At 64.1% G+C, this 11,963-nt stretch carries 12 protein-coding genes and 1 tRNA gene; 3 read left to right on the top strand and 10 right to left on the bottom strand.

Annotation, left to right across the window (positions count from 1 at the left end; genetic code table 11):
• Positions 1 to 6: 6 nt before the first annotated feature.
• Both ACI0FO_RS24600 and ACI0FO_RS24595 read left to right on the top strand, forming a co-directional pair.
• Positions 7 to 354, top strand: a complete 348-nt coding sequence (locus tag ACI0FO_RS24600; protein WP_416031056.1) for a c-type cytochrome — start codon at positions 7 to 9, stop codon at positions 352 to 354.
• Entirely contained in the window at positions 351 to 1,385 is a 1,035-nt protein-coding gene (locus tag ACI0FO_RS24595; RefSeq protein ID WP_416031055.1) for a precorrin-2 dehydrogenase/sirohydrochlorin ferrochelatase family protein, read from the top strand. Before ACI0FO_RS24600 ends, ACI0FO_RS24595 begins: the two co-directional genes overlap by 4 nt.
• A gap of 59 nt (positions 1,386 to 1,444) precedes the next feature.
• On the opposite strand, the gene nirJ is transcribed toward ACI0FO_RS24595, so the two are convergent.
• From nirJ to ptsJ, 9 genes are all read right to left on the bottom strand, one after another.
• Positions 1,445 to 2,599 carry a heme d1 biosynthesis radical SAM protein NirJ gene (nirJ, locus tag ACI0FO_RS24590; protein WP_416031054.1) on the bottom strand — a complete coding sequence of 385 codons (1,155 nt, stop codon included), beginning with the start codon at positions 2,597 to 2,599 and terminating at the stop codon, positions 1,445 to 1,447.
• 2 nt (positions 2,600 to 2,601) lie between these two features.
• Positions 2,602 to 3,105, bottom strand: a complete 504-nt coding sequence (locus tag ACI0FO_RS24585; RefSeq protein WP_416031052.1) for an Lrp/AsnC family transcriptional regulator — start codon at positions 3,103 to 3,105, stop codon at positions 2,602 to 2,604.
• 1 nt (position 3,106) lies between these two features.
• Positions 3,107 to 3,592 (bottom strand): Lrp/AsnC family transcriptional regulator, encoded by a 486-nt coding sequence (locus ACI0FO_RS24580; protein ID WP_416031050.1) that lies wholly within the window; start codon positions 3,590 to 3,592, stop codon positions 3,107 to 3,109.
• Positions 3,585 to 4,583: an Lrp/AsnC family transcriptional regulator gene (locus ACI0FO_RS24575; protein ID WP_416031048.1), complete on the bottom strand. Its 999-nt coding sequence runs from the start codon at positions 4,581 to 4,583 to the stop codon at positions 3,585 to 3,587. The genes ACI0FO_RS24580 and ACI0FO_RS24575 overlap by 8 nt, the downstream gene beginning before the upstream one ends.
• On the bottom strand, positions 4,573 to 5,739 hold the full coding sequence (locus ACI0FO_RS24570) for a cytochrome D1 domain-containing protein (RefSeq protein WP_416031046.1): 1,167 nt from the start codon (positions 5,737 to 5,739) through the stop codon (positions 4,573 to 4,575). Before ACI0FO_RS24570 ends, ACI0FO_RS24575 begins: the two co-directional genes overlap by 11 nt.
• Positions 5,736 to 6,110: a c-type cytochrome gene (locus tag ACI0FO_RS24565; protein ID WP_416031044.1), complete on the bottom strand. Its 375-nt coding sequence runs from the start codon at positions 6,108 to 6,110 to the stop codon at positions 5,736 to 5,738. The genes ACI0FO_RS24570 and ACI0FO_RS24565 overlap by 4 nt, the downstream gene beginning before the upstream one ends.
• Positions 6,089 to 6,895 carry a uroporphyrinogen-III C-methyltransferase gene (cobA, locus tag ACI0FO_RS24560; protein ID WP_416031042.1) on the bottom strand — a complete coding sequence of 269 codons (807 nt, stop codon included), beginning with the start codon at positions 6,893 to 6,895 and terminating at the stop codon, positions 6,089 to 6,091. The genes ACI0FO_RS24565 and cobA overlap by 22 nt, the downstream gene beginning before the upstream one ends.
• Positions 6,896 to 7,042: 147 nt before the next feature.
• On the bottom strand, positions 7,043 to 9,307 hold the full coding sequence (locus tag ACI0FO_RS24555) for an Orn/Lys/Arg decarboxylase N-terminal domain-containing protein (RefSeq protein ID WP_416031040.1): 2,265 nt from the start codon (positions 9,305 to 9,307) through the stop codon (positions 7,043 to 7,045).
• A 125-nt stretch (positions 9,308 to 9,432) separates the two neighbouring features.
• Entirely contained in the window at positions 9,433 to 10,728 is a 1,296-nt protein-coding gene (ptsJ, locus tag ACI0FO_RS24550) for a transcriptional regulator PtsJ (protein ID WP_416031038.1), read from the bottom strand.
• 183 nt (positions 10,729 to 10,911) lie between these two features.
• On the opposite strand from ptsJ, the gene ACI0FO_RS24545 reads away from it, so the two are divergent.
• Positions 10,912 to 10,985: transfer RNA gene (locus tag ACI0FO_RS24545), tRNA-Cys, on the top strand.
• A 19-nt stretch (positions 10,986 to 11,004) separates the two neighbouring features.
• Here the strand turns inward: ACI0FO_RS24545 and ACI0FO_RS24540 are convergent.
• Positions 11,005 to 11,913 carry a DNA/RNA non-specific endonuclease gene (locus tag ACI0FO_RS24540; RefSeq protein WP_416031035.1) on the bottom strand — a complete coding sequence of 303 codons (909 nt, stop codon included), beginning with the start codon at positions 11,911 to 11,913 and terminating at the stop codon, positions 11,005 to 11,007.
• Positions 11,914 to 11,963: the final 50 nt, after the last annotated feature.

Genomic DNA, 11,963 nt, shown 5'->3' with positions numbered 1-11,963 from the left:
ACTGGCATGAAATCGGTTCAACGAATTCTCGCGGCAACGCTGTTCTGCGCGGGGGCGGGGCAGGCGCTGGCCGCGGACGGCAACGTTCCCGTCGTGGCGGGCGGCAATCCCGACACGCTGTCCGGCAATGTCTCCACGCTGGTTCCTCTGTGCGCTTCCTGCCATGGCGCGGACGGGATCAGTGCCGTGGGGCTATACCCCAACCTGGCAGGGCAGAAGGTCGAGTACCTGGTCAAGCAATTGCTGGCTTTCAAGACCCGGGAGCGCAGCGATCCGGTCATGAATTCGATGGCGGAGCCGCTAAGCGAGGAAGCCATCCGGCAATTGGCCCAGTATTTCTCCAGCAGAAAATGAAGGGGGACCATCCTGGCCTGGCCGCTTGCCGGGACAATCCGGCAAAGCCCACGAAATTGTTTCCGGTGTTCTTCAATCTGGCAGGCAGGCGCGTTGCGGTCATCGGCGGGGGCTCGGTTGCCGAACGCAAGGTCAGGCTGCTGCTCGGCACGGAAGCCGTCATTGTGGTGGTCGCGCCGGTCTTGGTCTCATGGCTGCAAGCCATGGCCGAGGAAGGCGTGGTCCGTCATGTGCCTGCGCGCTTCACGCCGGCGCATCTGGACGGCGCCTGGCTGGTGATCGCCGCCACGGATCAAGCGGGCGTCAACCGGGCCGTGTCCGGCGCGGCGCAACAGCGCAAGATCCCATGCAATGTGGTTGACGACCCGGCGCTGTCGTCGTTCCAGGTGCCCGCCATCATCGACCGCTCTCCCTTGATGGTGGCGGTTTCGTCGGGAGGCAGCGCGCCGGTGCTGGCTCGCCGGATCCGTGAACGGTTCGAGTCGTTGCTGGACGACGGTGTGGGAAACCTACTGAACTTTGCCGCCTGCCACCGCAGTCGCATCGCGCAGCGCTTGCGCGATCTGGGCGCGCGCCGCCGGTTCTATGACTGGATGATGGATGGTCCCCTAATGGGCCTGTTGACGGCCGGAAAAGACACGCAGGCGGGTTGTGTACTGGAGGCTGCCCTGAAGGAAAGCCCGACAGGCACGCCGGAAGGCAGCGCGACGATCCTGAGCGGCGCCGATGGTGCGGCGGACCTGCTGACCTTGCGCGCCTTGCGAACGTTGAATCAGGCGGACCTGATCATCCATGCGCCGCAAGCCAATCCCGCCATCTTGGATAAGGCAAGGCGCGACGCGACCCGCGTGGCACTTGATCTTCAGACCGGTACGGGCGGCCCGGAAACCGCCGGGGAGGACTGGTTCGCATGGTTGGCCCGGGAGGTACGGTCGGGCCGGCGCGTTACGATATTGCCCGGGTCGGCCAGCAGCGCCCAGACGTTGGCGCGGCGATTACTGGAGTGCGGCGTGGCATGCGCGGTGCTGTAGGTGCCCGCCGAGGGACCGGGCCCCCGGGTCTGCGGGAACAGGAGAAACGGGGCAGGCGTCTAGGCGGCGCTCGGGCCGGCCGAGATTTCGTCTTCCGTCAGATAGCAGCCGGGGTCTTCCGCCCAGAGATCGCCCAGGTGCTTTTGCGCTCTGATGCGGGTGTTGCCATTGCAGATGTCCAGGTAGGCACAGCCCGCGCAGCGTCCCTTGACAGGACGTGGCCGACGTCTGAGTTGCGCTAGCAACGGCTCCGCCGGGTTCGACCAGATCTGAGCGAAGGGGCGCTTGAGCACATTGCCTAGCGAGTAATGCCACCACATGGTGTCGGGATGCACGTTGCCTCGATTATCGATGTTGGCAACATTCGCGCCTGACGCGTTGCCGCCCCACTGGCGCAGCTTGCCCTCGATGTGGTTTGCCCGGGCCGGATAGTGGCGGCGCACCCAATGCAGGAAGAATACGCCGTCGGCGTCGTTGTTTCCCGAGGTGAATTCTTTGGCTTGCCCTGCGCGTGCATAGGCCAGGCAGGAATCGAACACCTGCTCCATGGCGGCACGTGTCATCTGGTGATGGCTGTCTTCTGCGCGGTTGCTGCCGCCCCGCCCGGCATAGTTGAGGTGCGAGAAATAGAACCTGTCGACGCGTTCCGTACCCAGTAGCGCGAGCAGCCCAGGCAGGTCAGCGGCATTGCCCTGAGTCAGGGTGTACCGGATTCCCACCTTCAATCCACGTTCGCGGCACAGGCGGATACCTTCCAGCGAGGCCGCAAAAGCGCCTTTCTGTCCGCGAAAATGGTCATGTGTCGCACCCAGGCCATCCAGCGACACCCCGACATAGTCAAAGCCGCTTGCCGCGATGGCGTCGATATTGTGTTGGCCGATCAAGGTGCCATTGGACGACAGGCCGACATAGAAACCCTTTGCCTTGGCGTACCGCGCGATATCGAAGATATCCGGCCGCAGCAGCGGCTCGCCGCCGGACAGGATCAAGGCGCGTACCCCGGCGGCGTAGAGGTCTTCCATGACGGCGCAGACCTGCGCACAGGTCAGTTCACCAGAAAAATCCTTGTCCGTGGAGGCCGAATAGCAGTGCCGGCAGTGCAGGTTGCAACGCCGGATCAGGTTCCAGATCACGACGGGGCCGGGCGCGTCGCGCCTGGGCGATATCGGCGTCGGCTGCTGTAATTCCGTGACGAATGCTGAGATGCGGAACATGGTCATTCACTCCGGAGGCGGATCCCGGTCTTTTTCAGGATCGCTGATGAAAAAAGCACATCGCGGCTGCGCAACACCCCGGGGAAGCGGGCATGCAGCATGTCCGCGATCCGCGCAATGCGGACGCGGACAGTGTCGTGGTTCGAACCATGCAGCATGGCGAACAGGTTGTAGGACCACAGCGGCGGACGGCGGGGACGGCGGTAGCAGTGCGTGACGTCCGGCAGCGAGCCCAACCAGCTTCCGACGGCGTCCGCATGCGCGTCCTCGATGTCCCAGACGCTCATGCCGTTGGCCGAAAGGCCCAGCGCGTAATGATTGGGCACGACCCCGATGCGGCGAATGATGCCGCGCTCCAGCATGAGCTGCAAACGCGCCATCACTTCGGCATCGGAAACGCCGAGCTTGGCGGCAACGGCCCGGTACGGTTCACGCACCATCGGCAATCCCGTCTGTGTGGCGCGGATCAAGGCCAGGTCCAGCGGGTCTAAGGGGGGCTCGGGCATGTCATATCTCCAGCTTCATTTCCAGGAAGTACTCGCGCTCTTTCGGGAAGGCGTGCACGGTCAGCGCGGTTTCCTGTTCGATCGCGCGAATGCAGGCGGTTATGTCGCCGGGGTCCGCAGCGGCCAGCACAAACCACATGTTGAGCACATGCTCGCGCCGGTAGTTGTGCGCGATCTCGATTCGCCGGTTGACCTGTTCGACGACACGATCCCAACAAGATTCCGGCACGGCCATGGCGGCCAGGCAGTAGGCGCCGCCGGCGCGTTCGATCTGGAACAGCGGGCCGAACCGGGTCAGGGCGCCGATCTCGAGCAGCCTCGCCAGCCGGTCGATCAAAGCATCCTCTTGCAGGCCCATCTGCGCGGCAACGCTCGCAAACGGGCGAGGGCAGAGGGGAAATCCGTCTTGCATGCGGTTGACCAGGGTGCGGTCGATGTCGTCGAGCGCGCGCGTGTGGGGCAGGGTCTGGATCGGATGGTCAGGCATGCGCGGCCTTTGGCTGGAGAATCCGCGCCCCGCGCTGCTTGAAGCAACGGGTCGAGAAAAGGGTGGCATGCGGCCAGGCGTCAAGCTGGAGGCGGGTGGCGATATCGCCGCGCAGGCTCAACACGCTTGCGCGCTCTTTGCCGTGGATCATGCAAAAAAGGTTGTAGGTCCAATCCGGCGGACGCCGGCTTCGCCGGTAGCACAAGGTCACGCCAGGCTCGCGGCCCAGGCGATCGCCCAGCTGGTCCACGATGGCGTCGTCCACGTTCCAGACGCACATGGCATTAGCGCCGTACCCCAGCTTTCGATGACGGACGATCACGCCGAAACGCCGGAACAGGCCTTGGCGCAGCCATTGTTCCAGCTGGCGCAGCACGTCGCTTTCGGTCATGCCGACGCGTTGCGCCAGAAGCCGGTATGGCCGCACGCAGAGGGAGATGCCATGCTGCACCGAATAAAGCAGCGCCCGCTCAGGGCTGTCCGGCGCCGGCAACTGCATCGTCTGTCGCGGGCTGAAAGCGGACACTGTCTTGGGTGCGGCGGACAGGCTGAAGCCCAAGTCGATGTGGTAAGCCGCCTCCATGGGCAACGCCATGGGGTCGCATCCGGTTTTCCGCCTGATGTCCTCCAGCAGGCTGTGCAGCAACGGCGCCGTGGGGCAGGCGGCAACGAACCAGAGATTCACGGCGTGATCCCGCGCATAGTTGTGATTGACTTCGCTCAGTGCCGTGACATGGGCTGCTACGCTGTCCAGGCGCGCAGGCGGCACCCGCATGCCGACCAGGGCGCTGGCAAAGCAGGACTGGTGCAGGACTGGGCCGATGCGGCTCAGGACCCCATTGGCTAGCCACCGTTGGAAGTGTTCGAGCACATCCGTTTCCTGCAGGCCAGTCCCTGCGGCAAGCAATGCGAAGGGGCGGGGCGTCAATGGAAAGCCATGCTGCCAGCCGTCCAGCAGGCGTAGCGCGGAGGCAGACAGCTCAGAAGCCAATGCGCACGCTCCGGCTGGTAAAGAAGATGCCGCTTGGACCAGGGATATCCAAAGTCTGCAAGGGGGCGAACGTGCGCGTGTCATAGACCACGACCCGATCGTCGTCACGCGCGGATAGCCATACCGCTTCGCCGCGCGGTGTGAATTCCATATGGAGGATGCCGCGGCCAGGCGTCAACGTCCGCATCACGTGCAGGGTGTCGGCATCAATGACCTGTACCTGGTTGTTATCGGGCATGGCGAAGTTGACCCATACACGGCGGCCATCCGGTTGGGCCATGACGAATACGGGTTGCCCCAGCACCGGGATCCTTGCAGTTTGCCGCCATGTCGCACTGTCGACGACCAGCACTTCGTGTCGGCCGACCGCGGGCAGGAACAGGTATCGGCCCGCCATGGCCCAGCCACGCAAATGCGGCATCTTGTAGACGGGCAGCGCTTTTTCGCCGCGGCCATAGCCTTCAAGGATCTTCCGCACGCCCGCTTCGGGGTGCCACAGGTCCAGTATGGCCAGCGCATCTTCGCCGAAGAGTCCGGCGATGTAATAGCGTCCGTCCGGCGTAACCATCGCGTCATAGGGCTGGCGCCCGGCGGGAAACCGCTGGGTCGTCGGATGAGCCGGATCGGACAGATCGGTCACCCAGATCTCGCCTGCGTCGAACAGGGCATAGGCGAATTTCTGCCCAGGCAGGTCCGTCAACCCCACCACTTTGGAACGGCGGCCGGGCGTGTACTCCGCCGGCACTTCGCTGATCGGCGTCAGGGTAGCGGCGTCGAAGATCTTGATACCGCCCGGCTCATAGTTCTGCACCACGACCAGTTTTCCGTCCTGCGAAATCGAACCCCCAATCGCATTGCCGGACTGCACGATGCGCCGATCGATCTTCCGCCGAAGCAGATCGACTTTGGTCAGGCCGCCGTCGCGGCCGAAGACATAGCCATAACGGCCGTCTCGGGAATAGACCACATGCGCGTGGGACACGTCGCCTAAGCCTTGGATTCGCGCCAGACGGCTCTGTCCGGTTGTTTCGATCACGGATGCGCTGCCGGTGCCGCGCTCGATCACCAGCCCCAGGTCATGGGTGCCACGGGTGTCTGGCGCTGCGGCGCAACCCGTGAGCAGGACCGTGCCCAGCGTGAGAAGGAATCGTTTCATGGCAATGCACCTTGCAGTGGAGGAAAACCTTCCAGAAGCCGTCGGGCTATCCAGTCGGCATCGACCGGGTCCAGCAGCGGCTGCCAGGCCGGCATGGCGGTGCCGGGCACGCCTTGGAGGATGATTCGCGACAGGTAGTCGCGATGTTTGCCGCCTAGCGCGGTCGGGGTCAGCGCCGGGCCCAGTCCGCCCGTCAAGTTGAGCCCATGGCAGGCCCCGCAATCCTGGCGAACCAGGTGGATGAGCAGTTGCACGCGTTCGTTGTCGATTGTGGACGGGGGCAGAGCGCCGTGCTGCACGCAGGCGGGCACCGAAGCGATCAGGCTGGCGCATAGCAGCGCCAGGGCGTTCAGGCGAACTCGGGCGAACATGGTAGAGGCGGCCGGCTGGGCGCGCCGGCCTGTGCTGGCATGTCCGGGCGTGTGTCCGCGGCGTCGCGGCGGGCGTACAGCTGCACCACATCGCCGATGACCAGCAGGGTCGGCGGCTTGAAGGCGTCGATCAGCGCGGAAATTTGCCACAGAGGCGCCACGGCATGGTCTTGACCGGCCATCGTTCCCGCATGGATTAGGGCAGCAGGCGTATCCGGAGCGCGGCCATGACGGATCAGGGCTTCGACGATGGCCGGGGCGTTCGCGACGGCCATGTAGAACACCAACGTACAGGTCGGGTCGGCCAACGAACGCCAATCCAGTGTAAGACCTGCGTTTTCCTGAAGGTGGCCAGTGATGAAGCGCACGCTGGCGGCCACGCCGCGGTGCGTCAGCGGAATGCCGACGGCCGCGGCGCAGCCGCTGGCGGCGGTGATGCCTGGCACGACTTCGACCGGGATCCCGTGTTGCGCAAGGAACAGGAGTTCTTCGCCCCCGCGGCCGAAGATGAAGGGATCGCCGCCTTTGAGGCGCACGACCCGCCGATGGGATTGCGCGAGTTCAAGCAGAAGGTGATTGATGTCGTCCTGCTGATGTTGGCAATTTCCGGACATCTTGCCTACATCATGGAATTGCGCGCGCGGGTTGATGAACCCCAGAATATCGGCTCCGACCAGGCGGTCGCAAATCACGGCGTCGGCATGCTTCAGCAATTTCAGTGCGCGCAATGTCAGCAATTCGGGGTCGCCTGGACCGGCGCCAACCAGATAGACCGTGCCGTTCAAAGTCCCCTCCTTCGCAGCGCTGACTGCCGAATAAATCGAAAAATCCTTGTAAGAATTGTAGGAGGAGGGGGAGGGAAACAATGGGTATGGTTGGCGTGCGGAGGATAGGTGCGCTTGGCGCTGGTCGACCGTCGCCGTCCAGGCCGCTCAGGCCACGCAGTCCACGTAGTAGCGCAAGCGTCCGTCGTCGTCCCGCAATTCCACGAAACCGTGGATGTCGGTGCCGAAGCCTGGGCACGAACGGTTGAGTTCGCGCGAGAACTTGAGGTAGTCGACGATCGTCCGGTTAAAGACTTCGCCAGGAATCAGCAGCGGGATGCCGGGCGGGTATGGGGTGATCAGGCTGGTGGTGATGCGGCCTTCCAGATAGTCGATCTCGACGCGTTCGGTCTTGCGGTTCGCGATGTGCGCATAGGCGTCGCTGGGCTTCATTGCGGGCACCGCTTCCGTCGTGTACATCTCGGTCGTCAAGCGCGCGATGTCGCTCTTCGCATAGATCCGGTGCACGTGCTGGCACAGGTCGCGCAGGCCCATGGCTTCGTAGCGGGGATATTTGCGGCAGAACTCGGGCAGGATGCGCCACATCGGCACGTTGCGGGCATAGTCGTCCTTGAACTGCTGCAGCGCCGTCACCAGCGAGCTCCAGCGCCCCTTGGTGATGCCGATGGTGAACATGATGAAAAAGCTGTAGAGCCCCGTCTTTTCAATGATGACCCCGTGCTCGGCCAGGAACTTGGTCACGATGGATGCCGGGATCCCGTCGGCGGCGAAGCGGCCGTCCATGTCCACCCCTGGCGTGACGATGGTGGATTTGATCGGGTCGAGCATATTGAAGCCGCTGGCCAACGGGCCGAAGCCATGCCACCCGGCATCGTTGCCCTCGTCGGTGATGATCCACTGCGCGGCGCGGCCGATGCCTTCCTGCTCCAGCTCGTAAGGTCCCCATACCGTGAACCACCAATCGTCCGCGGCGAATTGCTCGCCCACCTGGCGCATGGCTCGCCGGAAATCCAACGCTTCGACGATGCTCTCCTCGACCAGGGTCTGCCCGCCGGGCTGCTCCATCATCGCCGCCGCCACGTCGCAGCTGGCGATGATGGCGTACTGCGGCGAGGTAGAGGTATGCATCAGGTAGGCCTCGTTGAACAAGTGGCGGTCGAGCCCTCGCGTGGCCGAGTCCTGCACCAGGATGTGGCTGGCCTGGCTGATTCCCGCCAACAGCTTGTGGGTGGACTGCGTGGAGTACACGATGGAATCGCGCGGGCGCGCCCGCTTCTTGCCCATGGCGTGATACGAGCCATAGAAGGGATGGAAGGCCGCGTGCGGAATCCACGCCTCGTCGAAGTGCAAGGCTTCGACGTAGCCGTCGAGGGCGGACTTGATGGTCTCGGTGTCGTAGAGGATGCCGTCGTAGGTGGATTGCGTCAGCACCAGCACGCGTGGCCGGATGCGGTCGGCATCCACGCCCGCCAGCAGCGGGTGGGCGCGGATCTGCGCCTTGATGGACTCGGGCGAAAAAGCGTCCCTGGGGATCGGCCCGATGATGCCCAGGTGGTTGCGCGTGGGCCGCAGGAAGACGGGGATCGCGCCGGTCAGGACGATGCCGTGCAGAATGGACTTGTGGCAGTTGCGGTCCACCACCACCACGTCGCCCGGAGCCACCACATGTTGCCAGACGATCTTGTTGCTGGTGCTGGTGCCGTTGGTCACGAAGAAACAATGGTCGGCGTTGAAGATGCGCGCGGCGTTGCGCTCGCTGGCGCCGATGGCGCCATTGTGGTCCAGCAGCTGCCCCAGTTCCTCGACTGCGTTGCAGACATCGGCGCGCAGCATGTTCTCGCCGAAGAACTGGTGGAAGACCTGGCCGACCGGACTTTTCAGGAAGGCGACGCCGCCCGAGTGGCCGGGGCAGTGCCAGGAGTAAGAGCCGTCTTCGGCATAGTCGAGCAGCGCCTTCAGGAACGGGGGCTTGATGCCGTCCAGATAATTCTTGGCCTCGCGGATGAGATGGCGCGCGACGAACTCGGGCGTGTCCTCGAACATGTGGATGACGCCATGCAGTTCACGCAGGATGTCGTTCGGCATGTGGCGGACGCTTTTCGTCTCGCCATAGATGTAGATCGGCACGTCGACGTTGCGACGGCGGACTTCGCTGATGAACGAGCGGATGTTCTGCAGCGCCGGCGCGTCTTCGGCCCCGGGCGTGAACTCTTCATCATCGATGGAAAGGATGAAGGAACTGGCGCGGCTCTGTTGCTGGGCGAATTGGCTGAGGTCGTGGTAGCTGGTGGCGCCCAGGACGTCGAAGCGCTCGGTCCGGATCGCCTCGGCGAGCGCGCGGATGCCCAGTCCGGAAGTGTTTTCCGAACGAAAGTCCTCGTCGATGATGACGATGGGGAAGATGAATCGCATGGTGTGTCCCGCGCCTGCGCGGCGCCGATTTTAATGTCCTGGGTACTTATTATATATGTCCTAGGACAATAAAAAAGGCGAGCATGTTGGCGAATGCGGGACGCGGTGCCGCAAGCCGGCTTTGCTTAACCCAGGCTGTGCTTGAGGTCTTGGGCCAGCCGCGCGCATTGCGCCGGCTCGATGTCGGAAATCGTGATCCGCAGGCCCCTGACGGGGTCCTGGACGGAGAAGGCCTCTCCGTGGCGCACCAGCCAGCCTTGGCGGGCCAGGGCCAAGGCGATTGCCTGGTCGTCGGTGTGCAACGGCACCCACAGGTTCAGGCCATCGCCTTGCGCCAGGAAATCGATGCCTTGGGCGCGCAGGGCGTCCTCCAGCGCGTTCCGGCGCAGGGCGTAGTCTGCACGCGCCTGGGTCAGCAGCTTGACCGTTTCAGGCTGCGTGAGCTGGATTTCGACAATGTCCTGCAGCAGGTGGCTGACCCAATTCGTGCCGGCGGCCAGGCGCAGGCGCAGTTGCCGGGAGGTGGCGGTATCGCTCGCCACGGCCGCGATCCGGATATCCGGCCCAAGCGCCTTGCTGAAAGAACGGATCAGGGCCCAGCGGTAGGCGTTGTCGGGGATGGGCGAGTGGCAGGGGGCGTTCGAAAGCAGTGCGAAATGATCGTCCACGATCACCATGACGTCGGGGTGCCTGGCCAGCAGGCGCGCCAACGCCCGCGCGCGCTTGTCGCTCAGGTTGCAACCGGTCGGGTTGTGTGCGCGCGGGGTGATGATGACCGCCTGCACGCCCTTGGCCAGGGCCGCTTCCAGCCCGTCGACCTGCATGCCTTGCGCATCGACGGGAACGCCGATGGCCTGCACGCCGAGGGTCCGCAGCGTGTTGATGCTGCTGAGGAAGCACGGGTTTTCGACGGCCACCTTGTCGCCGGCCACCAGATAGGCGCCAAGCAGCCTCTCGATGGCGTCCACCGCACCATGCGTCAGGTCGACGTCGAAAGCGGCGGGGCAATCATGCTGGAACCATTTTCGGATGTGCGCTTCCAGCCCGGCATTGATAGTGGGCTCGCCGTACAGCCTGGTCTTGTAGGGCCGTAGGCGCAATGCCGCGTTGGGGTCGGGCAGCCACGCGGGGTTCGGGTTGCCGCTGGCGAAATCGGTCAGGGGGGAATTGGCCAGCGCGCCTTCCTGTTCTCCGGCTTGGAACGGATCGCGGATGATCGTGCCCAGGCGCCCTTGCGTGACCGCGATGCCCGCCGTGACAAGGCGCCGGTAGGCCGAGGCCACGGTGTTGCGGTTTACACCCAAGTCCACCGCCAGATCCCGCACCGGGGGCAGCGACGCGCCTGCGGGCAACTGCCGGGATAACGCCAGAGTGCGCACGCAGTCGTAGATCTCGGCGGCGGTCTTGCCGTGAATTTTCATATCGTCCTAGGACAGGGCTTGCTATCCAGCAGGCCAGATAGGCTTCTGTCCTATCTGGCGGGCTTGCGCCGATTTTGCCATAGCTCGCGCTTATCGGGCGAACGCAGGCAGGCAAGCGAAATGCGGGCCATCCGTTGCGCCGCATTCTGTCTTGATCTAGAATTATTGTCATAGGACAAAATCGGCGCGGTGGCAGAGTGGCTATGCGACGGATTGCAAATCCGTTCAGGTTGGTTCGAATCCAGCCCGCGCCTCCACCCAGGCAAGACGGGTGTGCTATCCCGCCGCAGGCAGCAGTTGCATGCCCGTGCGGCGCACGAATTCCTCGTAACTGATCGGCGGGCCTTCCTTGGCGCTGGCGGCGTTGGCCTGCCAATGCACCCAGGAGCGGCCCGTCGTCGCATCGTAGACCACTTTGTAGACGTAGCCGGGCACCGCGACGCCCGACCCGATCGTCTTGGGTTTGTCGGTATAAAACGGCCCCGTGAAGACGTAGACGTCGCCTGCGGCGCGCATCACGTACTTTCGCGTGTCCTGTTCGATGCGGCTCCAGGGGCCGGCGTTTTGCGTCTGGTCCTGGGGCACCATGTTGGCCAGGGAAAAGCTCTGCGCCATGGATTCCCTTGAGCCCATGTCGCCGGCCGGCGCCATATGTCCGCGCGAATAGCCCGACCCCTTGTAATCATCCAGGTCCGATCGTTCGGAGCGGGGCAGGCGCGCTTCCGCATAGAACTTGTCGGTGCGCGGCATTCCCTGGGCTTGGGAGAGTGCTTTCCGGTTCAGGCGTTCGGCCACGAACACGGGCGTCTTGGTCTGGCCGCTATGCAAAATGGCGAATGCAGAGAAGCACAACTCGCGCAGATCGCCCCGGCTGGGGACGACAGGCATGTTCCCTTTCGGAAAGAACTGGGGGCAATCGGCAAAGCGGGTCTGGGTGAGCCCCCCGGCCGGCACCACGATGGGGGCGAATTTCTCTTGGGCAGGCCAGCCCAGCTTGGCCAGAATCGCGTCGGGCGAGAACTGCGCGGGCCATTGCGGCTTCAGTACGTAGGTGGCCGCGCCGAAACTGGCCAGTGACGATACCAGCAGCGCCCGCAGGAATCGGTATGCGCGGCCTGCTGATCGGGTTTGGCTCCGGGCTGCCGGGCGTCTTTTTCGTTGAACGGGTTTCTTCGCGCGCGTCATGCTACCTGTGTGTTGCTACAGGCCGGCGCCTGGGTAAGGCCGGCACGGCG

This window comes from Achromobacter marplatensis (assembly GCF_049060505.1).
Lineage (GTDB): Bacteria > Pseudomonadota > Gammaproteobacteria > Burkholderiales > Burkholderiaceae_B > Achromobacter > Achromobacter marplatensis_A.
This window is presented reverse-complemented; position numbering and strand designations above follow the sequence as displayed.

Bases quoted from the DNA above. Each gene is read 5' to 3' on its own strand.
- nirJ (WP_416031054.1), bottom strand. From the start codon at position 2,599: ATGTTCCGCATCTCAGCATTCGTCACGGAATTACAGCAGCCGACGCCG.
- ACI0FO_RS24585 (WP_416031052.1), bottom strand. From the start codon at position 3,105: ATGCCCGAGCCCCCCTTAGACCCGCTGGACCTGGCCTTGATCCGCGCC.
- ACI0FO_RS24555 (WP_416031040.1), bottom strand. From the start codon at position 9,307: ATGCGATTCATCTTCCCCATCGTCATCATCGACGAGGACTTTCGTTCG.
- ACI0FO_RS24600 (WP_416031056.1), top strand. From the start codon at position 7: ATGAAATCGGTTCAACGAATTCTCGCGGCAACGCTGTTCTGCGCGGGG.
- ptsJ (WP_416031038.1), bottom strand. From the start codon at position 10,728: ATGAAAATTCACGGCAAGACCGCCGCCGAGATCTACGACTGCGTGCGC.
- ACI0FO_RS24565 (WP_416031044.1), bottom strand. From the start codon at position 6,110: ATGTTCGCCCGAGTTCGCCTGAACGCCCTGGCGCTGCTATGCGCCAGC.
- ACI0FO_RS24595 (WP_416031055.1), top strand. From the start codon at position 351: ATGAAGGGGGACCATCCTGGCCTGGCCGCTTGCCGGGACAATCCGGCA.
- ACI0FO_RS24570 (WP_416031046.1), bottom strand. From the start codon at position 5,739: ATGAAACGATTCCTTCTCACGCTGGGCACGGTCCTGCTCACGGGTTGC.
- ACI0FO_RS24580 (WP_416031050.1), bottom strand. From the start codon at position 3,592: ATGCCTGACCATCCGATCCAGACCCTGCCCCACACGCGCGCGCTCGAC.
- ACI0FO_RS24540 (WP_416031035.1), bottom strand. From the start codon at position 11,913: ATGACGCGCGCGAAGAAACCCGTTCAACGAAAAAGACGCCCGGCAGCC.